The organism is Pseudomonas sp. LBUM1670, assembly GCF_059695695.1.
Map to the genome: position 1 here is coordinate 2697084 of NZ_CP166783.1, position 26391 is coordinate 2723474.

The 26391-nt window shown below is 60.0% G+C and carries 21 protein-coding genes; 7 read left to right on the forward strand and 14 right to left on the reverse strand.

The features are described 5' to 3' along the window. Positions 1-273: 273 nt before the first annotated feature. Positions 274-1974: a hypothetical protein gene (locus tag ACA073_RS12245; protein ID WP_497403730.1), complete on the forward strand. Its 1701-nt coding sequence runs from the start codon at positions 274-276 to the stop codon at positions 1972-1974. A gap of 232 nt (positions 1975-2206) precedes the next feature. Here the strand turns inward: ACA073_RS12245 and ACA073_RS12250 are convergent, their stop codons facing one another. Further along, the gene (locus tag ACA073_RS12250; RefSeq protein WP_497403731.1) at positions 2207-2974 is read right to left on the reverse strand and encodes an SDR family oxidoreductase; all 768 of its coding nucleotides are present in this window, start codon (positions 2972-2974) and stop codon (positions 2207-2209) included. Positions 2975-3162: 188 nt separating this feature from the next. Then, complete coding sequence (locus ACA073_RS12255) at positions 3163-4230, reverse strand: phosphotransferase family protein (protein WP_497403732.1); 1068 nt, start codon at positions 4228-4230, stop codon at positions 3163-3165. Positions 4231-4420: 190 nt separating this feature from the next. On the opposite strand from ACA073_RS12255, the gene ACA073_RS12260 reads away from it, so the two are divergent. After that, complete coding sequence (locus tag ACA073_RS12260; RefSeq protein ID WP_497403734.1) at positions 4421-4813, forward strand: DUF4280 domain-containing protein; 393 nt, start codon at positions 4421-4423, stop codon at positions 4811-4813. Between the two features lie 135 nt (positions 4814-4948). Here the strand turns inward: ACA073_RS12260 and ACA073_RS12265 are convergent, their stop codons facing one another. From ACA073_RS12265 to tssB, 11 genes are all read right to left on the reverse strand, one after another. Further along, complete coding sequence (locus ACA073_RS12265) at positions 4949-5491, reverse strand: toxin-antitoxin system YwqK family antitoxin (protein ID WP_497403736.1); 543 nt, start codon at positions 5489-5491, stop codon at positions 4949-4951. 14 nt (positions 5492-5505) lie between these two features. Further along, positions 5506-7515, reverse strand: coding sequence for a type VI secretion system Vgr family protein (locus ACA073_RS12270; protein WP_497403738.1), 2010 nt, complete (start codon positions 7513-7515; stop codon positions 5506-5508). A 59-nt stretch (positions 7516-7574) separates the two neighbouring features. Continuing rightward, positions 7575-8612, reverse strand: coding sequence for a hypothetical protein (locus ACA073_RS12275; RefSeq protein ID WP_497403739.1), 1038 nt, complete (start codon positions 8610-8612; stop codon positions 7575-7577). 10 nt (positions 8613-8622) lie between these two features. Continuing rightward, entirely contained in the window at positions 8623-9033 is a 411-nt protein-coding gene (locus tag ACA073_RS12280; RefSeq protein ID WP_497403741.1) for a Fic family protein, read from the reverse strand. 24 nt (positions 9034-9057) lie between these two features. Continuing rightward, positions 9058-11601 (reverse strand): type VI secretion system ATPase TssH, encoded by a 2544-nt coding sequence (gene tssH / locus ACA073_RS12285; protein ID WP_497403742.1) that lies wholly within the window; start codon positions 11599-11601, stop codon positions 9058-9060. Between the two features lie 2 nt (positions 11602-11603). Further along, on the reverse strand, positions 11604-12629 hold the full coding sequence (gene tssG, locus ACA073_RS12290) for a type VI secretion system baseplate subunit TssG (RefSeq protein ID WP_497403743.1): 1026 nt from the start codon (positions 12627-12629) through the stop codon (positions 11604-11606). Further along, entirely contained in the window at positions 12593-14386 is a 1794-nt protein-coding gene (tssF, locus tag ACA073_RS12295) for a type VI secretion system baseplate subunit TssF (RefSeq protein ID WP_497403744.1), read from the reverse strand. The genes tssG and tssF overlap by 37 nt, the downstream gene beginning before the upstream one ends. Then, positions 14370-14813, reverse strand: a complete 444-nt coding sequence (tssE, locus tag ACA073_RS12300; protein ID WP_497403746.1) for a type VI secretion system baseplate subunit TssE — start codon at positions 14811-14813, stop codon at positions 14370-14372. Before tssE ends, tssF begins: the two co-directional genes overlap by 17 nt. Positions 14814-14828: 15 nt before the next feature. Further along, positions 14829-15326: an Hcp family type VI secretion system effector gene (locus ACA073_RS12305; protein ID WP_497403747.1), complete on the reverse strand. Its 498-nt coding sequence runs from the start codon at positions 15324-15326 to the stop codon at positions 14829-14831. 230 nt (positions 15327-15556) lie between these two features. Continuing rightward, entirely contained in the window at positions 15557-17038 is a 1482-nt protein-coding gene (tssC, locus tag ACA073_RS12310) for a type VI secretion system contractile sheath large subunit (protein WP_497403748.1), read from the reverse strand. A 28-nt stretch (positions 17039-17066) separates the two neighbouring features. Next, positions 17067-17615, reverse strand: a complete 549-nt coding sequence (tssB, locus tag ACA073_RS12315; RefSeq protein WP_497403749.1) for a type VI secretion system contractile sheath small subunit — start codon at positions 17613-17615, stop codon at positions 17067-17069. 226 nt (positions 17616-17841) lie between these two features. On the opposite strand from tssB, the gene ACA073_RS12320 reads away from it, so the two are divergent. From ACA073_RS12320 to tssA, 5 genes are read left to right on the forward strand one after another with little or no spacing between them, the layout of a single operon-like run. Continuing rightward, positions 17842-18291 (forward strand): type VI secretion protein, encoded by a 450-nt coding sequence (locus ACA073_RS12320; RefSeq protein ID WP_497404076.1) that lies wholly within the window; start codon positions 17842-17844, stop codon positions 18289-18291. Positions 18292-18346: 55 nt separating this feature from the next. Further along, the gene (gene tssK, locus ACA073_RS12325) at positions 18347-19678 is read left to right on the forward strand and encodes a type VI secretion system baseplate subunit TssK (RefSeq protein WP_497403750.1); all 1332 of its coding nucleotides are present in this window, start codon (positions 18347-18349) and stop codon (positions 19676-19678) included. Between the two features lie 18 nt (positions 19679-19696). Further along, positions 19697-20464 carry a DotU family type IV/VI secretion system protein gene (locus ACA073_RS12330; RefSeq protein WP_497403751.1) on the forward strand — a complete coding sequence of 256 codons (768 nt, stop codon included), beginning with the start codon at positions 19697-19699 and terminating at the stop codon, positions 20462-20464. Next, entirely contained in the window at positions 20461-24276 is a 3816-nt protein-coding gene (locus tag ACA073_RS12335) for a type VI secretion system protein (RefSeq protein ID WP_497403752.1), read from the forward strand. Before ACA073_RS12330 ends, ACA073_RS12335 begins: the two co-directional genes overlap by 4 nt. Beyond that, positions 24273-25361 (forward strand): type VI secretion system protein TssA, encoded by a 1089-nt coding sequence (tssA, locus tag ACA073_RS12340; protein WP_497403753.1) that lies wholly within the window; start codon positions 24273-24275, stop codon positions 25359-25361. Before ACA073_RS12335 ends, tssA begins: the two co-directional genes overlap by 4 nt. On the opposite strand, the gene ACA073_RS12345 is transcribed toward tssA, so the two are convergent. Next, positions 25362-26330, reverse strand: a complete 969-nt coding sequence (locus tag ACA073_RS12345; protein WP_497403755.1) for a 2-hydroxyacid dehydrogenase — start codon at positions 26328-26330, stop codon at positions 25362-25364. Positions 26331-26391: the final 61 nt, after the last annotated feature.

Below are 26391 nucleotides of genomic sequence, written 5' to 3' on the forward strand. Positions count from 1 at the left end.
CCTGGTTGACCTGTTCCAATACGCCGATGTTGCTCGCAACGATGCTAAGTCGCCATCGCCAGTAACTTTGCGGCCTACTGATCGACGAGCTTTGAAGCGCCTGAAAACCGATATCAGGCCGATGTGAGGGGGAGTGCATAATGGTTGTTCAAGATGCCGTTTAATCGCAATTTGTTCTAATCGATCTGTCAGATATGACAGTTATGTAAACTCCTTTTTTTCTCGATAGTTGCGTGGCGCCACTTCTAAGCCACCCGACGTCGAGACTTCGCCATGACCATCGAAGATAAATCCGGATCAACCACTCCAGACCATCAGTGCACTCTTGATGTTCTTACCAGCAAGGCTGCCGCCATGTCCGTATCACGATACGGAACCAATCCCTGGGAGCAGTTCGAACTCAAGGTCAACGGCGAAATCGTGGAGTTTGGTAGTCCAGTTCCATTAAAGCGTGGCGAAGATAACGAGGTAAGCCTGAAGGGGCCGTCGGAAATCAAGCGCGTGCGAATCGGGTTGGCCGACGGCGGAGGCATGACTATCCATGCGGATCCACCTTTCCAAACACCCCTTCCGCAAGAGGATGATGTTTTCCGTTGCACGATCACCACCGGGGCGGAACTGAGCGGGCTTGGAAGGCTGGTCGTGTACAGCAGTGACGTGCCGCTTCCATGGGAGCGGGAATTCGCAGTGATGTGGCGGGATTTGGCGAAAGAAGTGGAAAGTGTCCTGGTGGACGGTGAAGAGTATGACAAAGCGGCGTGGTTTTTCCGTGGTGTCGCCCAAACAATCGAGGTGGTGCCCCAAGCAGGTAGCCCCCTGAACAGCATGGGCCTCACGCCCGAGTTCATACCGCTCACCGGGTTGCAGGGCGGCGACGGGGTAGTCGCTGAGACTGGGCTAAATGAGTCGACACTCACAGTTCTGAATCGAAGCGGCACGTTCAGAGTTCAACTAGTGGGTCCGTTAGGCTTTACGGCCATGGCATTGCCGGAGAGTAAGGCGATGTCCACCAATTTGCGCCATGAAGTGAGAGAGATTCGATTGAATGGACTAGTGTATCCGCCCAATCATGCGTATCTCAGGGGCGTGAGCGGGACACTTACGCTGATCTACCATACCCACAGCCCCATAGCGGGTTACACACTGGACTGGGTCATCACCCTTTTGTCCGGATTGCAACCTGGCGACGTGGTCATCACGCTGACTGCGCCACATACGTGGACGATTACTGCCTCCCGCAACAGTGGCACGTTCAAGTTCGAGTTGGGTGGGGAGGGGTTCACTACAGGGATACAGTCGGCCATCAACAAAGTGATTTCTCCCAATCTGGACGACGAAGTAAAGGTTTTGGTGAATGGAGAACTGATCCCGGTAGGGGCTGACCTCACAGGAGGGGACAACGTAACACTAACGTTGCAGTACCTGAACGGCGACGTAATGAAAAGCGTGGACCTTGCGCTGGACGTTAACCTGAAGGAGGGACTCGCACCCGGTGATATTTCCACTCAGCCGCCACTGCGTCAATTAACACGGCAGCATGAGTGGGGATTCGTGGCTCCGAATAAAAAAGGAGTATTTAATTTTAAGGTGTACACGAAAGACGAGAGCGCTACGCTGCTCACCCCGGAGAACAGAATCGAGAGAAAAGTAGAAGAAGTTGTTTTTGTTTTTTATAAAGAGGTAGGGCAAGATCCTTTGGATGAATTCGTGTTGCCCTATGCCCAGATTTTGGATCAATTCTACGTTTTTCTAAAAACGAAAGATGGTATTCCGATGGCTGGTGTAACTGTAAATATCCTACAAGAAGATGTTGGTAATGGTTTAAGCACTGATTGGGTAACAAAAGCTGACGGAGGTACGAGAATTTTCATTACCAATGACATGTGGATCGCTGGATATGTCACCAGCGTGCATGCTACCGCTTCATCGCTTCCCGGAAAACCACACGTGGAAATACCGTTAAGGATTGTTTAGACAGACTCAATGTAGGGGTTAAATATATGGATTGTTTTTTTAGCTATTTGGAGTGACCGGCGCGATAAATCCGAGATCGGTGCATGTTTTGCTGTGCGCACCGTTGTCCCATCTTATGGGTTCGGATAGGCGAAATTACGGGTTGGAACTGTTGAAGCCGAAAACGAAATCTGATGCAAAATGTGGACTTACATCTGGCGCCCCGTTTTGATGGGGCGCCTTTCTCCGCTAGTTACGATAAAAACCCCCCATCCACATTCAACGAAACCCCAGTCGTATAACTGGAAGCATCACTCGCCAAATACAAAACCGCCCCCGCCATCTCACTCGGATCCGCCACGCGCTTCAACGGGATCTGCGCCAACGCAGTCTTTAAAATCGCATCATTCTTCACCAGCGCCGAAGCAAACTTGGTATCCGTCAACCCCGGCAACAACGCATTACAACGAATCCCGAACTGTGCGCATTCCTTGGCGAACACTTTGGTCATGTTGATCACGGCCGCTTTGGTCACCGAATAGATGCCCTGGAAAACTCCCGGCGAGACGCCGTTGATCGACGCCACGTTGATGATGCTGCCGCCGCCGTTGTCGCGCATCAGCTTGCCGGCTTCGACCGACATGAAGAAGTAGCCGCGGATGTTCACGTCGACGGTTTTCTGGAACGCGCCAAGGTCGGTGTCGAGCACGTTGCAGAACTGCGGATTGGTCGCGGCGTTGTTGACCAGGATGTCGAGGCGGCCGAACTGTTCGCGGATGCCGGCGAAGACCTGGCTGATCTGCTCCATTTCACCGATGTGGCACGCAACGGCGGTGGCTTTACCGCCGGCGGCGATGATCGCGTCGGCGACGTGTTGGCAGCCCTCGAGTTTGCGACTGGAAACGATAACGTGAGCGCCTTGCTGGGCCAGCAGTTTGGCGATGGCTTCACCGATGCCGCGGCTGGCGCCGGAGACGAAAGCGATCTTGCCGTCGAGGTCGAACAACTGAGTCTTGGACATGGGATTTTCCTTATTGGAGATCTGGATCAGAGGCTAATGCTGTTCACTTAAGCGAATAAGGTCCCTGTAGGAGCGAGCTTGTTCCGGGCGGCGTTCCGACGATGGACTCGAGGGCGCAGCGTTTAACCAGCAAACACGCGTTATCGTTAACGACCATCGCGAGCAGGCTCGCTCCTACAGGGGGCCGGTCAGAGGCTGGATTTCTGGATGACCTGCAGGCTCATCTGCTCCAGCAGTTTGTTCATGTGAATGAACTGCGCGAAGCGTTTGTCCTGGGTCTGGCCATGGAAGAAGCGGTAGTAGATCTGCTGCACGATGCCGGCGAGGCGGAACAGGCCGTAGGTGTAGTAGAAGTCGAAATTGTCGATCTGAATGCCTGCGCGTTCGGCGTAGTAATCGACGAACTCGCGGCGGGTCAGCATGCCGGGTGCGTGGCTCGGCTGGCGACGCATCAGTTGCACCGGCGCCGGGTCGTCGGCTTCGATCCAGTAGGCGAGGGTGTTGCCCAGGTCCATCAGCGGGTCGCCGAGGGTGGTGAGCTCCCAGTCGAGCACGCCGATGATCTGCATCGGGTTGTTCGGGTCGAGGATCACGTTGTCGAAGCGGTAGTCGTTATGGACGATGCTCGACGTCGGGTGATCGGCTGGCATCTTGTCGTTGAGCCAGGCCTTGACCACATCCCACTTCGGCGCATCAGGCGTCAGGGCTTTTTCGTAGCGGTCGCTCCAGCCTTTGATTTGCCGCGCCACGTAACCTTCGGGTTTGCCGAGGTCACCGAGGCCATAGGCGTTGTAATCCACCCGGTGCAGTTCGACGAACTTGTCGATGAAGCTCTTGCACAGGGCTTCGGTCTTCGCCGAATCCAGGCCCAGTTCCGGTGGCAGTTCGGAGCGCAGGATGATCCCGTTGACCCGTTCCATCACATAGAACTCGGCGCCGATCACCGATTCGTCGGTGCAGTGCACGTAGGCTTTCGGGCAGTACGGAAAGCCGTCGCGCAGTTGATTGAGGATACGAAATTCGCGACCCATGTCGTGGGCGGATTTGGCCTTGTGGCCGAACGGCGGCCGGCGCAGGACGAACTCCTGTTCGGGGTATTCCAGCAAATAGGTGAGGTTCGATGCACCGCCGGGAAACTGGCTGATCTGCGGCAAACCGCTGAGACCCGGAATGTGGGCCTTGAGGTACGGATCGATCAGGCTGGCATCGAGTTCTTCGCCGGTGCGGATACGGGTGGACTGGTCAGTAAGCGCCATGCTTATCCCTTCTACTTATTTTGGAGGCCAGACATCATTGGCTAATCTAATGGTGCGCCGGGGCAGCCACAAGCGTGGCAAGGTCTTATAGGTTAGCGTGTTGCTGGATAATCAGCGTTCCTGATGTGCGAGAACAGACACGGCGGACTATGGTTCAGGGGAAAGGATACTTCCAGGAAGGAGGTTTGAAATGGGCTGTCCGCAAGTGTGTGCCACCGCCACTCTGCAATGCAGTTTCGGTGCGGCGCCGGCCGTGCTCAACGTGCTGCCGGTCAATCGCGTGATGACCGCGGGCATGCCGGCGGCGAACATCATGGATCACATCCCGTTGGTCAACGTCATGCCGTTCGGCATGTGCATGAGCATGGCTAACCCCATGGTCGCCGCCGCCACTGCCGCAGCGCTTGGCGTGCTGACACCGATGCCCTGCATCCCGGCCACTGCCTCCCCGTGGCTTCCCGGTGCGCCAACAGTGCTGCTGGGTAACATGCCGGCGTTGGACGCCAACAGCCTATTGATGTGCAACTGGGCGGGGGTGATCAAGATCGCCATGCCGGGGCAGATGCAGATGCTGATTCCCTGACACTTTCATCCTTGATGGTGGATGTACCGGCTCCTTCGCGAGCAAGCCCGCTCCCACATTGGATGTGTGAACGCCACAGATCCCCTGTGGGAGCGGGCTTGCTCGCGAAGAGGCCAGCACTGTCGACACAAGACTTCAGGCCAGCTCGGGATCCGTCCAGCGCCGAAACCACCAACGCACCCGCGAAATCGGCTTGCCCTCGGCATCCAGCGGCCGTCCATCGTTGGCAAATCCCTGTTCCGGCTCAACCAACTGCCCATTGAGATAACGCGCATCAACCGCCGGTTTACCGTTGGGATGAAAGCGCTGATAACGCCCCTCACGCACACCGTCGCGGTAGAACTCGGCCTCGGCCAGTTGCCCGTCAGGGAAGTAGTTGTTCGCTTCACCGTTCAGCAAGCCCCGGCTATAAGAAGCCTTGCGCTGCAACCAGCCCTCGGGCGCATAAAAACTGGCCACGCCTTGCAGTTTGTCGTGCACATAAGGCAATTGCGCAGAGACCTTGCCATTGGGGTGATACAGCACGCTCGTGCCTTGCAGTTCGCCCTGGCTGTAGTTCAGATCCGCCTGTGGCCGGCCGGCTTCTTTGATGTGCAGCGGGCCTTCGAGTTGACCTTCAAGCAAGCGACCGTCCAGATGACTGTCACCGCGGTCCAGGTCCAGTTTGCTGGATGACATCGGGGTCGTTCTCCTCAGTTAACCTTCACCAGCCCGCCCTTGATGGTCAGCATGCCACCGCCGTCCACGGTCTGATCGGCCGCGGCCTTATTCATCAGGCTGATCCCGGCGTCATTGGTCAATGTAGTGCCGGCCTTGTTTTCCAGGGCAGTTCCGGCCTGATTGCTCAGGGATGTACCGGCCTTCTGACTGATTGACGTACTGGCCTCGGCCGCCAGGTCCGCGCCACTCTTGATCGTAAAGCTGCCGCCGCTTTGCAGGGTCAGGGTGCCGGTCACCTTGATGGTCAGATTGCCGTCCACGGTCAGGCTGTAATCGCCAGTAACCTTGTGTTCGTAATTGCCGCCGGTGCTGTGGGTCTGGTCGGCACCCACCGTCACCGTGCGACTGTCCTTCACGTCGAGATTGTCGCTGCCGGTCTGGATCGTCACGCTGCGCTTGCCTTTCTCCAGCGTCACAGTCTCGTCGCCTTCCTTCACCGTGCGGGTGCGAGCGTTCTGCACCGTCAGGGTTTCGTCGTGGCCGACGGTGGCGGTGGTGTCGTTGAGTACGTTGATCTTGAAGTCCTTTTGCGCCTGGAGAAACACCTCTTCGGCGTCCTTCTTGTCCTCAAAGCGCAATTCGTTGAACCCGCCGCCGCCCTTGGACGATTGGGTCTTGATCCCGGACTGGGTCTGGTTTGCCGGCAAGGCATAGGGCAGGGCGTTGTCACCGTTGTAGACGCAACCGGTCACCAGCGGCCGGTCCGGATCGCCATCGATAAAGGTCACGATCACTTCCTGGCCGATGCGCGGGACGAACTGCATGCCAAACCCCTTGCCGCTCCAGGGCAGCGCCACCCGGACCCAGCAGGAGCTGGTTTCATCGTTCTTGCCATCGCGGTCCCAAGGGAACTGCAACTTGATGCGGCCGTATTCATCGGTCCAGATCTCTTCGCCGGACTTGCCGACGACGATGGCGGTTTGCGTGTGCATTCGTGGTTTCGGTGTGGTTCGCTGCGGCCGGAACGGGGCCGCTTTGGGGATCGCTTCGAAGCGATTCTGATAGCTGTCGTGGCTCGCCTCGTGAGTGACCACCGTCACCACCCAATCAATATTCAGTGCGGTGTCATCATGGCCGGCAAGGGTGAACCAATGCCCCGGCACCAGCCAGCGACAGTCGCTCTCACCGACAAACCGCTTCTCCTGACTCCGCAGGCCATCGACCCGCTGCTTGGTCAACGCATCGCCCCGCGCCTTGGCGTTGTAGCTACCGGGATGCTCGTACATCGACCGTGCCCCGGCGACGGCTTCGGCCTGGCTGTAGAGTGACGTGGTCGGTGTAGTGAACTCGTAATCCGTTGCCCGATACACCCCGGCCACCGCTTGCAAGCACACGTGCCCGGAGCGGATGCCATGCAGTTCGCGCGCTCCCATTTGCTGGCCGACGTAATTCACGTTTGGCCCGTTGGGGATCGGCGGGAATGCATCGTTGCTGTCCCCCAGCACCAGCGTGTGTTTGCCGTCTTCATGGGTGTAAAACCAGAAAATCCCGTCTTCTTCCAGAAGGCGCGAGACAAAGGCGAAGTCGGTTTCGCCGTACTGCACGCAGTACTCGCGAGGGGTGTAACTGCCGGTGAGTTTCAGCAGGAAGTCGGTGAATCCGTGGGCCTGGAAAATCGTGGTGACGATGTCTGAGGTGGAGAGGTTCTGGAATACGCGGTTGTTGCTGGCGAGGGTCAGCCACCAGAGCCAGGGGCGCAGCACTAACTGGTAGCGTTCGGCGGTGGCGTCGGCGGGGAGTTGATGGATTTCGGCGACGAGCGCGTCGAAGGGGCGCAGCAGTGAATCATTGTGCAGGGTGATAGTGAGGTGGGTGGCGATGGCAGTGCTCAGCGTCAATGAAGTCCCATCGTTGAGGCCATTCAGGGTTTGCCGGCCAAGGTGGTTGAGGGTTTCCTCGCCGGAAATGGATGCAGGGTAAAGTGCCGAGAGTGACGAGGCAGTCAGGGAAAGGCTGGTGTTGCTGTCGGTGGATCGTGGCATCGAACAATCTCGAATGGGAGTCCGTGACAAGCACAGGGGCTGGATCAACCCTTAAAAAATCAGCTGCCGTAAGCCGAGTTTCTGAGCAGTGAAACCTTGGCTTTTGAAGGGAAGTAATGCCATTCGAACAAGTCTCCAACCAACGCCAGGATCATGTCGATCAGGTCCTGAATCAGGAGGCCGCGCAATGCGGTTGAAAGGGCTGCTTTTCGGGCCACATTCATGGGCGTCAACAAATTGAGTTGGTCGCGAGTATCGCCGAACGCCGATAACGCAAGAGGTGGAGGACCTTCGGTGCTGGCGCCTGACACCAGAAATCCCGGGGGGTTGGAGAAGTAGTTACCGGGAGTGCCCGGTAACTTGATGACTCTCTTGCCAATCAAGGAATAAATGGCATCGTCGGCAACGCCTTGGATCTGACCGACGATGGCAGGATTGAAGACCGCGGTGAATGCCTTGAAATTTCGATGCAGGGCAATGGTCGTCGCCAGTTCTCCCGAGAGCTTGGTCATCAACATCGCCGCGTGGGTTGAACGGCTGTTTTCCAATAAGCGCAGGCACACCTCGGCATAGCCGTTGACGATTCTATTGAACTGGGGAATGTCCGTTATGAGTTTGATGAGAAAACGGATGTCGAAGAGTGTTACATAGGCCTGCCATGCAACGACCTTGATGGGATGTTTGCTGATCCAGCATTTCCCTATCTTTGAAATATAGGTAGCGCCGTTATCTCCCCGAGCAGTGCCACAACCGATCAGACACAGTTTTTCCATGGGCACATCGACCGGGACCTTGACCGAATACTTCAAAAAGCCTTGTAAAAGCGGCACGAGCAAGTCCGCTTCAAATCCGCCGAAGGTGCCGCCGACGCTATGGGAAATGACATATAACGATACGGTGTCGAATATCGGGTTGTTTGAAGTGGTACACATCAAGGTATGGGTAATAGTGGTGCTGTGTTCTCCAGTTGCCTGAATGTGCGCGTCGTACCAGCTGACGTCGTGACCTCTGGACATGTGTTTGAAATACAGCGCAATCCCGCCCTGATGCGTTTCCTCGTCATAAGCGTTGGATATTGTCAAAATGATGTAGTGCATTGCCCATTCCTCACGCCACTTCGCCAGCTTGTTGCTGGGGAATAAGTTTCTGGAGCGCAGTCGTAAGTTGGCCATTGGCGATGGTCAATGCCGGGTGTGGATCGGCGCACTGGTTGACGACATAGATGGCTTTTTGTTTGCCTCCGGCAATTCCCCTGCCGCTGCGGTTTTTCTTGATGAATTGATCCAGCGCTTCGGTAGCGGTCCTTTTGTTCGCATCATTGAAAGGGTGCCCTTGGGAAATCTCGATGATCAAGGTCGCCGCCTTGTCCGCGAGTGTGGGTCGCAGATCCACGCCTCCAAAACCCATCGCCGGGCCCTCTGCGGCAGCCGTAACCCCCCCGGCGTTGATGGTGGTCGTGCCTCCCGCCGCGCGGTTGATCCGCGTTATTTCCGCTTCGCTCAAATAGACATATGGCATGTCATTTCTCTCCTGGATTAAGTGTTATTCCAGTACCCACTCCGCCAACTTCCCCGTCACCTGGGTCATCAACACGTTCTCGACATCCCGGGCTCCCGCCGCACTGCACTTGGCCAGTACCGCCTGCACAATCCCGGCCTCAAATTCAAACTGCTTGCCGGTCGCGGCTTTATAGCGGCCGCGTAATTTCTCCAGCTTCGCCAACACAATCCCTTCCAGCGTCGCCTCATCCAGCGGCCGATACGCGACCACCGTCATGCGTGCGAGAAACGCCGGGCGGAATGCTTGCAGCAGTACCTTGTGCAACGCTTCGTTGAAAGGATCGGTGCCGAGTTGCGCCGCCGGTGTATCAAGCAACAACTCGGCGCCGACATTGCTGGTGGCTAACATCACAGTGTTCTTGAAGTCCACCACCAATCCGGTCCCGTCCTCCATCACGCCTTTATCGAAGACGTTATAAAAAGCCTCCAACACATCGGGATGAGCCTTTTCGATTTCGTCGAGCAACACCACCGAATAGGGTTTGCGCCGCACCGCTTCCGTCAACACGCCACCGCTGCCGTAGCCGACGTAGCCGGGCGGGGCGCCTTTGAGTTGGCTGACGGTGTGGGCTTCCTGGTATTCGGAAAGGTTGATGCTGATCAGGTTACGTTCCCCGCCGTATAACGCGTCGGCCAACGCATAAGCGGTTTCGGTCTTTCCTACGCCAGTAGGGCCGACCAGCAGGAACACGCCGACCGGTTTTTGCGGATCGGTGAGGCCGGCGCGATAGGCTTGCAGGCGTTGGGCGATGGTGTTCAGCGCGATGCTTTGGCCCATGACCCGTTGGCCCATGCGCTGGCCGAGGGTGCGTACGGCATGGGCTTCGTCGGCGAGCATCTTGCCCACGGGGATGCCGGTCCAGCCGGCAATCACGGCGGCGACGGTTTTCGCGTCTACTTGCTCCGGCACCAGCGGGTCGTCCTGGCGAATGGCGTCCAGTCCGGCCTCCAGGCGTACCAGTTCGGCGGCCAGATGATCGATGCGGCTGTCGGTGACTTCATCCGGTTTGTCGCTGTCGGCGCGTTCGCTCAAGGCCAGCAGTTCGCTGCGGGTTTTCAGCAGTTCGCGCACGGCGACCCGTTCTTCGTTCCAGCGCACTTCCAGTTCGCGAATGGCTTGCACGTTGCTGCGGGATTCGGCTTCCAACAGGGTGATGCGCTCACGGTGATCGAGCCCGGTGGCCTGTTCGCGACGCAGGCGTTCGACTTCGTCCTTGAGGCTGTTCTGGCGGTGGCGCAGGCTTTCCAGCGGTGGCGGCACATCGTGCTGGCCGAGGGCGACCCGGGCGCACGCGGTGTCGAGCACGCTGATGGCTTTGTCCGGTAACTGCCGACCGGAAATGTAGCGGTGGGACAGTTTCACCGCTTCGTGGATGGCGGCGTCCAGCACTTGCACGCCGTGGTGCTGTTCGAGTTTGGCGGCGACCCCACGAAGCATTTCCACGGCGGTCATTTCGTCCGGCTCCTCGACTTGTACCAACTGAAAACGCCGGGCGAGGGCCGGGTCTTTCTCGAAGTATTTTTTGTACTCGAGCCAGGTCGTCGCGGCGAGGGTGCGAAGTTCGCCACGGGCCAGCGCCGGTTTGAGCAGATTGGCCGCGTCGCTGCCACCTTCTGCGCCACCGGCGCCAATCAGAGTATGGGCTTCGTCGATGAACAGAATGATCGGTTTGTCCGCGCTGCGCACTGCGTCGATCACCCCTTTGAGGCGTTGTTCAAACTCGCCCTTGACCCCGGCCCCGGCCTGCAACAGTCCGAGATCGAGTACCCGCAGGCTGACGTCCTGCAACGACGGTGGCACATCCCCGGCGGCAATGCGCAAGGCCAGGCCTTCGACCACGGCGGTCTTGCCGACACCCGGGGCGCCGACCAGGATCGGGTTGTTCTGTCGACGTCGCAGCAGGATGTCGATGCACTGACGGATCTCGCCGTCGCGCCCGACGATGGGGTCGATGCGCCCGGCGTGGGCGTCGTCGGTCAGGTCCTGGGTGTATTGGTCCAGCACGCAATCCTGTTTGGGCGCTGCAGGGCCAGCCACTGAAGGACGTGCCCCGCCGACGTGCTCGCGAGAACTTTCGGTCCACTCCAGCAGGTTGCTGCGCAAGGCTTCCCGGGGAATCTTCAGCAGTGACGAAGCACTGTTGAGCAGCAAGCTGCGGCGCTCGTCACGATCGATCAGGGCCAGCAGCAACAACCCGGAGCGAATGCTGTCCAGCCCCAGCACACTGGCTTGCACCACCGCATCTTCGAGCAGGCCCGTCGTGTGTGCCGAGAGTGCCGGTGTACGCGTGCTGCCGGATTTGAACAGGTCCAGCGCCTTGTTGATTTCCGCCGACAGGGCATCGCGCTCCAGGCCGAAGCGCGGCAGCAGATAAGCAAAGTCGCCGCCCTCGATGTCCAGCAGCTCAAGGAGCAAGTGCTCGATTTCGACGTAATGATGACCTCGTTGCAGGCAGCGTTGTGCCGCGCGCTCCAAGGCGCGGCGGTTGTCCGGGTTGAGGCGTCCGATCAGGCTGGCCAGTTCCATGTTCAGGTGATCTCCAGCTGACGAAGGCGGGTTTCGATCCGTTGCACGGCGAGGCTGGTCTGACGCTGCAAACCGCCGTTCCAACTGAGGAGTGGCGGCATTTCACGACCTAGTTTCATCGGGCCGGCGCCGCGCACCAGCAACACCAGGGTGCAATCCAGGTCCGGGCCGAAGTAGAGCGCGCTGAGGCTGGCCAGCGCCGGGTGGGATTCGCCGTCCGGCAGAAACCGTGCAGCCTGGGCCGAAGATAACGGGCCAAGGGTCAGGCGATAGCCGGCATGTTCATCCCAGACTCGGGTGCCGGCAACCGCCGTGCGGCCCAGTTGCAGATTTCGGCCACCCGGGATCATGCGGCTGCGACTGGCGGGCGGGATATCGCGCCAGGCACCTTCGTAGGCACTCAACTGCACGGGCAATTCGAACTGCTCGCGCACGATCGCGGCGAAACCGGCGAGGGAGCGGCGCCCGTCGGCGAACAGCGCGCTACAGGCCAGCACGGCAGAATCGGGTATGGCCTGACGTTCCTGCAAGGCTTTGGGCAGCAGCCCGGTCAGCGCCCTCAATTGCGCCTGCACCGGGGACGCACCGGGCACGGTGAAACCCACGGCTATCCGGTGTTTGCGCATCACCTTGTACAGCAGGCTCAGCAGCCGATGCTGGAACAGGTCGAGGAATTCGGCCGGTGCATGATCCTTGGCCCGCGCCCGTTGCTGCAGCCATTCCTGATAGGCGTAGGGCAGGGGGCCGTCGGGGCCGCCGAGGCCGAACACCGGCGTGCTGAGGATCGGTGGCTGGCCGGGCTCCTGGGTCAGGCTTTCGATTTCACTGGCGGAAAACAGCGGCGTCAATGGCCCCCGCAAGCGCAGCGCTTCCGCTTGCGGAGCGGTGCCGCTGCCCAGGGATTCGGCCTGGGGATGTTCGCGCTCCAGCAGCAATAACGCCTGCAATAATTCGAAAGACTGGGGATCACGTCGCAGCCGTTGGCTCAGGTTCAGAGGGACAGCGGCATGCCGGCTTGGGGTTGCCATGTCTTGACCTCCTTGTCTGATTGAACCAGCACCGTGCGCACGAAGCGGTTGGCGGTGGCATAGAGTGAAAAGAATTGCGCCAGCACCGCTGAAAACAACACCGCGCTGCTGCCGACGAAATGCTCTGGATCGAGTTGCAGTTGCACTTCTAGCCCATTGCGCCAGCCGCGCCAGGCGTCTTCGCCCACATGGCCGATCACCCGCTCGCAACTCAGGCTCGACAAGCCCTCGATTTGCCGCCAGGCGCTGGCCTCGTCACGCAGGTTGTGCAACTGCAGGATCTCCTTGAGCGCCTCCAGCGCCTGCGGTCCCTCGACCAACGACAAATGATTGAGGGTCAGTTGCGACACCAGCCGCCAACGCGATTCACCGTCCAGTCGCGGCAGACTCTGCGGGCTGGGCGGGTTGCGCAGGCGCGCCCAAGCCACCGGCCCGGGGCGTTCGAAGCCCAACGGTGTGCCGGCTGGAAGGCTCTGGGCCAGGTGGCGATTGGTGCAAAGCAGTTCGGCGGTGAGGCTGTATTCGAAGGCCTCCGACAGCGGATCGAGTCGCGTGTCCACCAGGCTCACCAGCACGTCGGTGCCCAGTCGATTGGGGGTCATGCCGCTGACCCGCCGCGCGTGCCAGTAGCGCTGTTTATCGGCACCACCGTGCTGACTGCCGTAATAGGCCGGCAACCGTTGCACGCCTTGGCTGGAACTGGCGCGCATCGCGCGGATGCTATGGATCTCGACGCTGTTTTCCCGGTGGCTGTCGGCGACCAGGCGATATTCGCTGCGGGTCCCGTCCGGGCGCAGAGGTTCCGAGGTTCGGGGAAACAGGTTGATCACCGGTGCGCAACCCAGTGCAAAGTCACTGGCCTGAAGGTGTAGGCGGCGGGTGGGCGCACGATCGAAAACGATGTACAGAAAAAGCGTCTGGCTGTCGCTGGTGGCGCCTGCCAGCGGAAGGTCGAAGAAGTTGAATTTGTCCGGGAAGGCAAAGTACTCGGCGAGCAGACGCATGCCCGGGTGCACGCCGTCTTCGTCCGGCAGCAGCACTTCATCGCTGGCAAAGCCGACGATCTGCGGCAGCCCCGTCAGCGCGTCGGGCACGCGGCCGGCCGGACCGGCCAGTACTTTTACGGCATGGGCGGCGAGCAGGTCATAGAGGCAGGCGTTGATCATGGGAGAGGCGGTCAAATGCACGCGCAACTGTTCGATGCCGAGCGCTGACCATTGACTTTCACCGAGGCAACGCAAACTCAGGCGCAACGCCGAGCGCGCTTGAACAACACCTGTCAGGGCCTGGGCTTCGTCGCTGCCCAGCAGCAGCGCTTCGTTGATTTCCACGGGCCACAGCCGAACCGCAGCGCTGGTGCGAAAGTGAATGCTTTCGCCTTTGCCGGTGGTGACGAACAGCGGTGTGTCCCGGGGCAGCGGATAGCCGCCGGCCAGGTTGCCTTTACTCGGGTCCGGCTCGAACTGCACGATGGCGCAGGACGGCAGCGGGCGCATGGCCAACGGGTAAAGTTGTTCAAGCAACGCGTCGCTGAATTCGGCGTAGTCGTCATCCAGTCGACGTTGCAGGCGTGCCGCCAAAAGCGCAAAACCTTCCAGCAGCCGTTCGACATGCGGGTCCGGGCATTCGCCGGGTGACAGTTCCAGGCGCCTGGCGACCTTGGGATAACGCTCGGCGAAAACGCTACCGGCGTGACGCAGCCAGGTCAGTTCGCGCTGATAGTAGTCGAGCAGTTGCGGGTCAATCGAGTCGCTCATGATGCACCTCAAGGCCATCGCTGGCCCGCTCGATGACAAATGCCACGGGCCAATGCTGCTGGCCGCTGCGCAGCTCACCGACCAGGCGAATGCTCAGTTGCTGCGGATGGCCCGGCACCGGATCGACCTGAACCTCGCCCAGGCGCAGGCGCGGTTCGAAATGGCTGATGGCCTCGCGCACTTGACGCGCCAACTGACGACGGTCATCGCTGCGCTGCTGTTGCAAGGCAGTCCAGTCAGCAATGCCGTAGTCGAGAATGCTCGGCGGGGAGGTCAGTGGGCGAGGGCCGCGTCGGCTGTTGAACAGGCGCAGCAACTCCGTGCGGACCGACTCGAGCAACCCCTGGCGGTCGAACACCTGCACAGTGTCGACCTCGCTTGAGGCGAGTCGCTCGAATAACGGTGGGAGTATGCCGGTGCCTGCCATGGCCGACGCGCCCGCTTACTTGACGATCTTGTTGGCAGCCATGTCCCAGGTCGAGGCGGCGGTGCCTTCCTTGGTGCCGTCGTCTTTCTGGGCGGTGAGCTCCCATTTGATCTTGGTGAAGTTCAAGGAAATGGTTTCCACCGGTTTACCACCCGTACCGCCACTGACGCTGACGTTCGACAGCACGACATTAGTCAGGGTGTAGATGATGAACGGCAGCAGCTGACCGCTGCCTTCGGAGGCGTTACGGCCGATGGTGATCTTGGCTTCCGGGATCGGTTTGCCGGCGCAGCAATATTCGTTGAGGGACGGTGTTGAGCTGTCGACGAATTTGGTCAGGGTGAACTCGCCGATGTGCGGCTTGCCGGAGGTTCGTTCCGAGTTGCTGACATCGTTTGTCACCTGCATCGCCACGTTGTGGCTGTAGGACATGACTTCGATCTTGTCCGTGTAGCCCTCGAGCAGACTGTCGCCTTTGATGTCGCCGCCGAGGTCGAGAATGATTGCATCCATCGCATGAAACTCCTGAAGGTTATCGCTATAGGCAAGTGGTTGAATGCTCAATGCCGATCAATTGAGCCGAACACCGAACCTGTTAGGCCAAACGCCGAATCTGTGGCGAGGGAGCTTGCTCCCGCTGGACTGCGTAGCAGTCCCATTGTCAGGGCCGCTTCGCACCCCAACGGGAGCAAGCTCCCTCGCCACAGATGTCAGCGGTGCCACAGGTTTCAGTGGTGCAGCGGTCAGGCGGCTACCGGTGGCGGCAGGGACGCGACCAGGCGGATCGACGCGGTCAGTTCTTCGAGCTGGAAGTGTGGCCGCAGGAACACCGTGGCCTTGTAGGCGCCCGGCTTGCCGGCGACTTCGGTCACATCCACCCGGGCTTCACGCAACGGGTATTGCGCCTTGATCTCTTGCGGCGCGTTGTCGTTGATCAGCACGTAGTCGGCGATCCAGTTGTTGAGGTAGGTCTGCACGTTGTCGCGGGTCATGAAGCTGCCGACCTTGTCGCGCATGATGACCTTCAGGTAGTGCGCGAAGCGCGAGGCGGCAAGCACGTAGGGCAACATCGCCGAAATCCGCGCGTTGGCGTTGGCCTCGTTGGTGTTGTAGAACTTGGATTTGTTGGTGGTCTGGCCACCGAAGAACACCGCCACGTCGCTGTTTTTCTTGTGGCACAGGGCGATGAAGCCGAGGTCGTTGAGTTCTTTTTCACGGCGGTCGGTGATCGCCACTTCGGTCGGGCACTTGAGCGACAGGTCGCCGGAAGTGGTGCGGAAGGTGTGAGCCGGCAATCCTTCAACGGCGCCACCGCCTTCAGCGCCGCGAATCGCCGCGCACCAGCCGTACTTGGCGAAGGCTTCGGTGATGCGCTGCGACAGAGCCCAGGCGGCATTGCCCCACAGGTACTTGCCGTGGTCGCTGCCGTTGACGTCTTCGACGTAATTGATCCCTTCCACCGGCGAGGTGTCCGGGCCGTACGGCAGGCGCAGCAGGAAATGCGGCAACACCAGCGACACGTAGCGCGAATCTTCGCTCTCGCGGAAGGAGCGCCATTTGATCAGTTCCTGACTCTCGAAGACTTTCGACAAATCGCGTGGCACCGCTAATTCGGTGAAGCTGTTCATGTCGAACAGTCTTGGACTGGCGGCGGCAATGAACGGTGCATGGGCGGCAGCGGCGACGTTCGACAGTTTTTCCAGCAGGCCGATGTCCTGCGGGTGCCGGCCGAAGGTGTAGTCACCCACCAGCAGGCTGAACGGGTGGCCGCCGAAGGTGCCGTATTCTTCTTCATAGATCTTTTTGAACAGCGCGCTCTGGTCGAACTCGACGGCTTTTTCCAGATCGTTCTGCAGCTCCTTCTGCGTCACGTTGAGCAGGCGCAGTTTCAGCCGGGAACTGGTTTCGGTGTTTTGCACCAGCAGGTGCAGACCGCGCCAGGAGGCTTCGAGTTTTTGCAGGTCCGGATGGTGCAACACCTCGTTGAGCTGAGCGCTGATCAGCTTGTCGATCTGGCTGATGCGGTCATTGATCATCGCCACGGTGTCCTTGTCGATGGCCATGCCTTCGTCGAGAACCTGGGTGGCGAATTCCGCGAGCATGTCGCGGGCGTAATCCTGCTGACTGTCGTCATGGGCCATGCGGCCTTCGGCGATGATGCGGTCTAGCAGGGACAGACTTTCAGTGGTGCTTTCACTGGTTTTGGCGGCGGCTGAAGCGGGCATGGCGACATCTCCCTAAATGAATGAGTGATCAGGCTTGCGGTTCAGCCGGGGCTTCGGTGTCGCCTGCGGGAGCAGCGGCAGCGGTTTCGGGACGCGCAGACTTGATCTCTTGCAGGCCTTCGGTGTTGGCGATGACATCGCGCAACAGCTTGTCCAGATCATCGTTGCCATCAAGCTTGGTCAGCAGGTCGCGCAGACGCTGGCGGGCTTCGAACAGGCGCCGCAACGGGGTCACTTGCTCGACGACCTTGACCGGGTCGAAATCGTCGATGTGCTTGAAGTTGAGCTCGATGTTGAGCTTGCTGTCGTCGCCGCTGAGGGTGTTGGTGACCTGCAAGGTGGCGCGGGGGGCGATCGAGGCGAGCACTTCGTTGAAGTTGTCGCGGTCGATCTCGGTGAAGCGCCGTTCGTTCAGTTTGGGGAGAGGCTCAAGGGGTTTGCCGGACAGGTCGGCGAGGATGCCGACGACCAGTGGCAGTTCTTTTTTCTCGATGGCGTTGCCGATTTCGACGTCGTAGGTGATTTGCACCCTGGGCGGGCGGACCCTGTCGAGCTTGTGCTGAGTACTTTCTGCCATGTTGGCTGACTCCGATGCATGAGCGGGCGCAATGCATCGGGAGGCCCGTTCATCGCTTTCCCTTGCTGGACCGTAGGTTAGAAAGGGTGGCAGATGGACCTGTCGTTCCTTTGACAAACCTTCCACATTCGGCATGTGCGCCGAACTATCCAAGACGCTAGAACAGGTCTATAAAAAAGCAAGCAAAAAACATTTTTGGACTGACTCGAGAAAAGGAAAATTCATTTTGGTTACTCGTTTTTTTGCTTTGGTCTTGCTCCTGACCCTCGCCGGATGTTCGTTATTCGGACCTCGCGTGGACCTCGATAACCTGACGTTGGACGTCGCCCCGCGAGCGAACGACGACACCCCGATTGCCGTGGATTTCATTGCGGTGAACGATCCGGATTTGCTCAAGCAGTTGTCGGGTATTACCGCGCAGCAGTGGTTTACCGAGCGCGAACAGTATCAACGCGACTACCGGCAACTGATGACGGTGTGGGGGCTTGAGCTGGTCCCCGGTCAATTCATCGACAAACAACCCTTCCCGCTGGGGGGCAAGCGGGCGGCTGGACTTTTGGTCTTCGCCAGCTATAACACTCCCGGAGCACACCGGTTGCGGCTGGATGACCAGAGCAATGCCTGGCTCAAGTTCGACAGTCGCGAGATGACGCTGGTCAGCAACAACCCGAACTGAATACATGGCCAGGCCGCCGGTTTGCGCGGCGACACTAGACGTCGAAGGGAATCGTATGAGCCTGTTACCTGACGCGGTTTGCTGGCATGAGGGCATGCAATTGCTGCCCCAGCATTTTCAGTTGCAAGGGTTGCGGGCCGAGGCGCTGGTCGCGCATTTTGCCCAAGCCTGCAATCCTTGGTTCTGGGGCGTAACCCGAGTCGATTTCGACCCCGGTGCATTGAGTGCCGGGCTGGTGCGGTTAATCAATTTGCAGGCGACGATGCCTGACGGGTTGCCGGTCAATGTGCAGGCCGGTATCGGGCCGCTGCTGGAGCTAGATGTCAACGAAGCGGTCAACGCTTCGGAAAACGCCACGGTCACCGTTTACCTCGCCGTCAGCCCGTTGTGGCGTGCCGGTCAGTTGTTGCCACTCAAGGGCCGACTGCAATCGGTGGTCGGCGATGCGTTGCCGGATTTGACCAGCGGCGAGTACCCCGAATCGATTACGGTCTGGCGCCCGAACCCGCGGTTGTGTACGCAATTGAATAAAGCCGATTCCATTTGCCTGCCGCTGCTGAAAATCCGTAGGGAGGGTGGCGGTTTTATCCCGTTGCCTTACACACCGCCCACGCCAATTCTGTTACCGGAGTCGGTCATCGGCCATCGGGTGGCGGGTTTGTGTGCTCGGGCGCGGGAGCAATGCATGTTCCTGGCCGGTCGTTTGCGTCAGGCGCAGCAGGCCGGCAATCAGGACGACGCGATGGAAATTCGTCGTCAGTTGACGGCGCTTTGGGCGCGGTTGCCAGAGGTTGAAGGCGCGCTGAGCAGCCGAGTGGCCAACCCTCAGACACTGTACGGTTTGTTGCTCGGGTTGGCGGGTGCCTGGTCGGCCCTCGACCCATTGGCCGGGGTGCCGCCGTTCGCCCCGCTGGATTTTCTGGAGCTGCAACGCGGTTATGAAGCGGTCCTCGACTGGCTGGAGAAAGCCCTCGAATTGATTCGCGCCGGCTATCGCAGTCTGCCGTTTGCCAGCAGTGAGCACAGCTTTTCGATTCAATTGCCCGACGATCAGCCAAGCCAGCGCCTGGTGATCGGTTTGCGCATGCCCAACGGTGTTGGCGAGCACGCCGCCAGCGAATGGCTGAGCGGCGCGATCATCGCTTCGCAGCCGCATATCCCGTTGCTCAGCCGCCAGCGCATGAGCGGTTTGCCGCATCAGGCCATGAGCCGCAATGAACAAGTGGCCTACAGCGTCGGCGACGATACGCGGCTGTTTGTGGTGACGGCCGAAGGCCCATGGTTCGACGGGCAATCGCCGTTGCTGATTGTCGCGCCGGCCTCAAAACCGGCGAGCAGCCCGTGGCAAGTGGTGTTGTTTGTGGCCCAGGCGAGTGAAAGTGCTTGATCAAGGAAGGGGCGTCATATGTCTGAGGGGAATGCCGGGGCGGTTACACGGGGCCTCCACGAAGCACCGCTGAGCAGTGCCTTTCGCGAGGCCTGGCTGCAATGGTCCGAGCAATGGAGCGAGTTGCCCAAGGACAGTGACGACGAGGCGCTGGTGGAGGCGGTGGTCGACCTGTCGACGCAAATCTCCCAGCGCCTGTGGCGAACGGCGTTCGCCCGGGTCGGCGATGCGGCGACCGAACAGGTCAAGGCGCTGGTCTATGCCTTTGTCGCCCTGATCGATGAAACCTTGGTGTTTACCCCGTGGCCGGGCCAGTCCGCGTGGCAGGAGAAACCCCTGGAGTCGAGGATGTACGCCAGCCGTCAGGCCGGTGAAAAGCTGCCGGTGGCGATCAAGGCGTTGCTGGACGAGCAGATGCCTGCCAACCGTGATCTGGCCAATGTCTATTTGCAGTGCCTGGTGTTGGGATTCGAGGGGCGGCTGCGAGGCGAGCAGAGTCAGGCTCAACATGAAAAATTACGCCTGGCGCTGTTCACCTTTGCCTGGCAGCACGAGGCGGATTATGCCGATGTCAGCGCCAGGCTCACGCAACCTTCAGCGGTGCCGCCGGTGCAGTTGCCGGTGCGCCAGTCGTTGCCCGATGGCTTTCGCCTGGGCGTGGGGATTCTCGCCATGGTTTTGTTACTGACCGGGTTGGGGCAGTTGTTCTGGCGTGATATCCGCCAGGAGCTCGAGCCGGTCTTGCAGATGACCGATTCGGTTGCCGCATCGGAGCAAGACTCATGAGTACTTTGGAGATTATCGGTCTGGTCATCGCCGTGCTGGTGGTACTGGCCATTATCGCGGTGGCGGTCTGGTGGTTGCGCACCCAGAGCGGGGCGGCGATCCGTAGTTTTTATGCCTCGGTACGGCACATGGAACAGGAGCAGGGTGCCCATGACCGCTACCAGATTCCCTGGTTACTGATGCTCGGCAATGAAACCCAGGGCACGCAGTTATGCAGCCAGTGGCGCCTGCAATCGACGGACAAACCGGCGTGGTTCGGGCGCTGGTGGTCGGACCCCGAAGGCGCTGTATTGGTGGTGCCGCAGGCGCTGTTTCTGCCGGATGAAGGCATGAGCCTGCAACGCGGCGGCTGGTGGCGCTTGTTGGGGTTGATCTTGCGTTTGCGCAGCAGACGTCCGCTGGACGGGGTGATCTGGACTGTGCCGGTGAGTCGCCTGGGCAATATCGAGCAGGCCTCGGCCCTTGGTCTGGCGGCTCGCCGACGCTTTATCGACCTGTTGCAGCGATTCGGACTGAGCCTGCCGGTGTACGTGGTCATTACCGGCATGGAAGAGTTGCCGGGTTTCCAGGAGTTGATCACTGCATTGCCGGTCGAGACCCGCGAGCGGGTATTGGGCTGGTCATCGCCTCACGGCCCCGATGCCGTCTGGCAATCGCAATGGAGTGATCAGGCGCTGGACCAGGTTAACCGGGCCTTGTCGGAGTCGATCATCGAGATCGGTGCCTTGTCCGGTCATTTGAGTGGCGAACTGTACGGTTTGCCGGAACGTCTTGAAGCCTTGCGGCGCAATCTGCAAACCCTTTTGGAACCGGTTTTTCAGGGCAATGCCCAAGGCGAAGCGCCACGTTTTCGAGGGGTTTATTTCACCGCCAACCAGCCTGCGAAAGACGCGGTCGACGGGTTCTCGGCCTACGACAGCGGGTTACAGGAGAGCGCGTTCGCCCGACAGTTGTGGCAACGGCGGGTGGTCGCCGAACGCGGGCTGGCCCAGGTCGTGCCCCGGTTATTGCGCCTGCGGCAGCGTTGGCAGCGCTTGACCGGTGCGGTGGCGTTGGTGGTCGGTGTGATCTGGGTCGCTGGCATGCTGTGGGTCTGGCAGGAGTCGGTCAAGGATGCTCATGAGTTGTCGCGCCTGCTGCAAGGCGCACAGAAGAATTATTTGGCGGTCACGGACGAGTCGCATCGACTGGAGTCGACCCGGCGCAATGTCCAGGGTTTCTGGCGGGTGCTGGACAAAGCTCCGCGCTGGAGCTTTACGTCGGTGGCGTTACCCACTTCGTGGTTTTCGTCGCTGGACGTGCAACTGGAGGATCAACTGCGCCTGACCGCACACAGCCATTTGTTGCAGCCGTTGCACGACCTGCTGAACGCGGAGCTGGTGCAACTCAAGGCTATCCGCAACACGGAACGACGTGGCAACGTCGAAAGCGAAGACCCGGCTCAATGGCAGAACTATGCCAAGGCCAAGGAACTGGTGGAACGTGCGGTACGTCTTGAGCAACAGAACCAATGGTTCAATCAGGCGCTGAACACCCCTAAGGCACCGCTCGAAGACCTGGCGTTGCTGAGTAACAACGCCTTGTCCCTGAACTTCAATATCGGCACGTTGCGCCGTGCCGGTTATTACAATCGGGTGTTGCTCGATACCGATGGCGGCGACTTGAAACCGCTGGACCTGGCCATGGAGCGTTCGACGATCGAGGAAAACTTTTCCGGGCTGATGGAACGCTGGCTCGACCAGTATTTTCTGGCGGACAACTTCGTGCGCCAGGCCGGTTATCTCAAGTTGCACCTTGAGCGGCTGGAGGCTGGAAGTGGCAATTCCCTGACGGAGCTTGAGGACCTGCGGGCGCTGATCGACGACCTGCAAGCGCTGATTGGCCTGACCAACTCGGCGTGGGGTCGCGGCAAGGGCCAGGACCTCGTCCCGGGCTATCGCGAGATGATGGACAAAGTGCGCCAGAGCACTTTGCTCGGCCCGCAAGTGGAGCAACAACTGGATCAGCGAGCGTCGAAGTTGCAGCAGAGTTTTCGCGATCAGTGGATCGCCCAGGCAGGGGCCAGAGGTAACTTGCTGGTGCAACAAGGCAGCGGGCAACTGGCGTTGCAAGAGCATGTCAGCCAGTTGAATAACGCGGTGCAGGCCCTGTTCAAACGTGATTTCGTGGCCATCGCCTTACAGGCCGATCAGTCCGATGCGCCGAACGGGCAGGGACAGGGCGTTGATGGCGACGACCTCGCCAATGCGCTGAACTATTTTGCCAGTTACAAGAGTTACGCCGCTGAAGAACTGCCACGAATTCCCCCCGCGTATCGTGGCGCCTTGCTGCAAGCGGCTGAAGTCGCCGTGGTCAAGGCCATGTTGACCAGCCTGCGGGAACACAATGCGCAGGCCAACCGGGGGGTATTCAATGTGCAGGCGTCACAGGCCATTGACTTGCAGAAAGCCTTTATCGAAGTGCGTCGCAGCGATCTGGCGACGCGTTTGCAAAGTGCCTTGAATCGCCGGGCCATGGCCGAAGTCACCAGCGGTCTCGAGGAAATCGTCGCCCAGCCGCTGTTCAGCGGGCGCACTGAAATAAGCCAGTGGGACGGCTCGAAAAACCTCGGTCTGCAACTGTATGGCGCCAGCGATGTGCAGGATTTGAAACTGAGCCTCAAGCAGCAGTTCAACACCATGCTGGGCATCACCGAACGACGCACCTCGGCGCTGGAGTGGTTGAAAACCCAGCAGCAGAATCTCTCGGCGCTGGATTACGAGCGCGTGACGCAATTCAGCGCCCTCAACGATGAACTGCTCAAGTACAAGGAGCAGAATCCCGCCAGTTCGCCGGCCCAGATCGAGCAGTTGGTGAGCCGCGACTTCATCGAAATGGATGCCACGTCCTGCGGTCAGATCCTGCAAACCGCCAATCTGTCCGGCGGGCGAGGGACGTTGGCCCTTCGCGCGCTGGATCTGCAACAAAGTGCCCTGCAACGCTGCCAGTACCTGCAACAGCGTCAGGCCTCGGCGGCGTGGAACGATCTCGCCAACTATTTCAATCAGTACCTGAGTGAGCGCTTTCCATTTGCCAATGGTCTCCAGGCTTCCGACGCCGACCCTGCGCGGGTCCAGCATTTCCTCGAACTGATCGACAAGCGTTTACCAGTGGCCCAGGCCGGGTTGCAGTTCAGCCAGACGCCGGAGCGCCTGGCCGCCGAGGATTTTCTTAACCGGTTGAAGCAGGCCAGTACCTGGCTGGCCCCTTTGTTTGTGCGAGACAAGAGCGGGATCCTGGGTGTTGAAATGGACGTGCGCTGGCGCACTGATCGAGAGGAGGAACGCGGTGCGGATCAAGTGATCGCCTGGGGGCTGGACGCCGGCAATCAACGGATCAGCTATCCCGGCGAGGCCCAGCCGAACCTGCGCTGGACGGTCGGCCAACCTGTGCGGCTGACCTTGCGTTGGGCCAGGAACGGCTACCAGCGCCCGGCCAACGATCCGTTGCAGCCAAGTCTGGTGGTGCGCGATCTTGAAGCCGGTTGGGAGTACAGCGGTCCGTGGTCGTTGCTGCGTTTGATCCGTTCGCATCAGTCGGTGCAGCGCCAGCCGAATATGGATTACACCGATTTTCCCCTGACGTTGCGCTTGCCGGTGACGGCGCAGACCAGCACGGCTGTGCAGACGTTGATGTTTGTGCGCCTGTCGTTGATGACCCAGGGCTCGAAGCTGCCGTTATCCATTGCACCGCTGCCCATCCGGGCTCCGCGCTCACCGTTCATGGTGACCGGGGCAACCGCGAACCTGGTGAACAATGAGGAGGGGCTATGAGCCTGCCTTCAAAAACGTTGCCGGACCTGATTGACCGGTTGCTTGAGCCGATCAGCGAGCAGGCGCCTTGCGGCGTCGATTTGCGCTATGAACGTGAATTTGACCAGGCCCGCGAACTGCGCCGGGAGGACGACACCAGCCTGCCGACGGGCGTCTGGCAGTCGTCCATCAAACGGGCGCAATGGCCGGAGCTGGAAAAACTGACCACGTCCTTGTTGCTGGAGCGCAGCAAGGACCTGATGCTCAGCGCCTGGCTCGGTGAGGCCTGGTTGCATCAGGACGGGCTGGAAGGGTTGCCGGGCAGTCTCGCCCTGATCGCCGGGTTATGTGAACGCTATCCCGGGCAGCTTCATCCTCAGGCTGAGGACGGCGATCAGTCATGGCGGGTGATCCCGCTTGAATGGCTGGCCCGTCGCTACAGTGAAGTGCTGCTGACCCGGGTGCCGCTGCTCGATCCGCGTAACGGCGAGTTCGATGGCTTGTGTCTGGATGCCTGGCGGCGGTTGCAGCTGCAACAGGTGCTGGCCAACGACAGCAAAGCGGCGAAAACCTCGGCGGAAACCGCGCGCAGTGAACAGAAAAAACTCACCGAGCAGATTCGCATCACGCCCCTGTCGTTCTGGTTGCACAGCCAGGGCAATCTGCTGATGAGCCTGCAGCATCTGCAACGGCTGGAAGACTGGAGCGATGCTTATCTCGGCACCCAGGCGCCGGGTTTCAAAGCCTTGCAGGATGTGATCAAGGCGTTATTGATGCTGGTTCAGGAGTTCATCGCCATGCACCCACGACAGTCAACCGGGATACCCGCCGAGGCGCCGCCCGTGGTGGCGGCAGGTCCCGCCGATTTGCCGACGGCCCCCTCGGCGCCTCAGGTGTTTCGTGAGCCAGCGAGTCGAGAAGAGGCGTATCGGCAATTGTTGTTGATTGCCGAGTACCTGGCGCGCACCGAACCCCACAGCCCCGTGCCGTATTTGATCAAGCGCGGGGTGGAATGGGGCAACAAACCCCTGAGCGAGCTGTTGGGCGAACTGATCTCGGCCGACGCCGAATCCCGGCGCCTCTGGACGCTGCTGGGCGTCCTTTAGTCAGTGAGCCTGCACGGCGGTGGCCGGCGCGGGTAAGGCAATGGGTGTCAACACCGGTTGGCCGGCAAAGAACGCCATCAAGTTTTTCCCCACCAATTCCACGGTGCCTTGGGTCGCTTCCGGGGACAGTCCCGCGACATGCGGCGTCAGGATCACGTTGGTCAGCGTCTTGAGTGCATCCGGCACCTGAGGCTCGGCATCGAACACATCCAGTGCGGCACCCGCAATGCGTCGTTGTTCAAGCGCGCTGACCAGGTCTGCCGTGACGATCACCGAGGCTCGGGCGATGTTCACGACAAACCCCTTGGGGCCCAAGGCGTCAAGTACTTGCTTGTTAATCAGGTGTTTGGTGCCAAGGCCGCCGGGTGTGGCGATGATCAAAAAGTCGGAGGCGCGTGCCAGTTCGGTCGGCGTCGAGCAGAAGCTATAAGGGATGTCGCTGCGGTGCTGGCGGTTGTGGTAGCTGATGGTCATGTCGAAACCGTTGGCGGCGCGTTTGGCGATGGCCATTCCGACAGCGCCGAGGCCGAGGATGCCCAGGCGTTTGCCGGCCAGGGAAGGGCGCATGATTTTCGGCCACTCGCCTCGGCGCACGGCGGCGTCGCAGCGAGGGATGTCACGCACCATCGCAAGCAGCATGGCCATCGCGTGGTCTGCCACCGAAGAGGCGTTGACCCCCGCGCCATTGGTGACCGTAATACCCCGGTCGGCAGCGGCCTGCAGGTCGACATGCTCGTAACCGGCGCCAATCACGCAAATGATCTTCAGCGCCGGCAGCGCAGCGATTTCATCGGTATACAGCCCCAGCGGGCCGCGGGTCAGCACTGCATCGATACGCGCGCCATGGGTCGCTATGGCCTCGGCGCGCTCGGCGGGGGTCGGCGCCAGAATCAGGTGAAAGCCCTGATGTTCGAGAATCGGCAGGTAATCGTTGATGGTTTCGACCAGTACCAGGACGGTTGCGGGCATGCTGGGCTCCTGTGGCTTGAATATCCCTAGAGATGGCTGGCTTCAAAAGGCATTGGCAACG

Bases quoted from the DNA above. Each gene is read 5' to 3' on its own strand.
- ACA073_RS12245 (WP_497403730.1), top strand. From the start codon at position 274: ATGACCATCGAAGATAAATCCGGATCAACCACTCCAGACCATCAGTGC.
- ACA073_RS12250 (WP_497403731.1), bottom strand. From the start codon at position 2,974: ATGTCCAAGACTCAGTTGTTCGACCTCGACGGCAAGATCGCTTTCGTC.
- ACA073_RS12255 (WP_497403732.1), bottom strand. From the start codon at position 4,230: ATGGCGCTTACTGACCAGTCCACCCGTATCCGCACCGGCGAAGAACTC.
- ACA073_RS12260 (WP_497403734.1), top strand. From the start codon at position 4,421: ATGGGCTGTCCGCAAGTGTGTGCCACCGCCACTCTGCAATGCAGTTTC.
- ACA073_RS12265 (WP_497403736.1), bottom strand. From the start codon at position 5,491: ATGTCATCCAGCAAACTGGACCTGGACCGCGGTGACAGTCATCTGGAC.
- ACA073_RS12270 (WP_497403738.1), bottom strand. From the start codon at position 7,515: ATGCCACGATCCACCGACAGCAACACCAGCCTTTCCCTGACTGCCTCG.
- ACA073_RS12275 (WP_497403739.1), bottom strand. From the start codon at position 8,612: ATGCACTACATCATTTTGACAATATCCAACGCTTATGACGAGGAAACG.
- ACA073_RS12280 (WP_497403741.1), bottom strand. From the start codon at position 9,033: ATGCCATATGTCTATTTGAGCGAAGCGGAAATAACGCGGATCAACCGC.
- tssH (WP_497403742.1), bottom strand. From the start codon at position 11,601: ATGGAACTGGCCAGCCTGATCGGACGCCTCAACCCGGACAACCGCCGC.
- tssG (WP_497403743.1), bottom strand. From the start codon at position 12,629: ATGGCAACCCCAAGCCGGCATGCCGCTGTCCCTCTGAACCTGAGCCAA.
- tssF (WP_497403744.1), bottom strand. From the start codon at position 14,386: ATGAGCGACTCGATTGACCCGCAACTGCTCGACTACTATCAGCGCGAA.
- tssE (WP_497403746.1), bottom strand. From the start codon at position 14,813: ATGGCAGGCACCGGCATACTCCCACCGTTATTCGAGCGACTCGCCTCA.
- ACA073_RS12305 (WP_497403747.1), bottom strand. From the start codon at position 15,326: ATGGATGCAATCATTCTCGACCTCGGCGGCGACATCAAAGGCGACAGT.
- tssC (WP_497403748.1), bottom strand. From the start codon at position 17,038: ATGCCCGCTTCAGCCGCCGCCAAAACCAGTGAAAGCACCACTGAAAGT.
- tssB (WP_497403749.1), bottom strand. From the start codon at position 17,615: ATGGCAGAAAGTACTCAGCACAAGCTCGACAGGGTCCGCCCGCCCAGG.
- tssK (WP_497403750.1), top strand. From the start codon at position 18,347: ATGAGCCTGTTACCTGACGCGGTTTGCTGGCATGAGGGCATGCAATTG.
- ACA073_RS12330 (WP_497403751.1), top strand. From the start codon at position 19,697: ATGTCTGAGGGGAATGCCGGGGCGGTTACACGGGGCCTCCACGAAGCA.
- ACA073_RS12335 (WP_497403752.1), top strand. From the start codon at position 20,461: ATGAGTACTTTGGAGATTATCGGTCTGGTCATCGCCGTGCTGGTGGTA.
- tssA (WP_497403753.1), top strand. From the start codon at position 24,273: ATGAGCCTGCCTTCAAAAACGTTGCCGGACCTGATTGACCGGTTGCTT.
- ACA073_RS12345 (WP_497403755.1), bottom strand. From the start codon at position 26,330: ATGCCCGCAACCGTCCTGGTACTGGTCGAAACCATCAACGATTACCTG.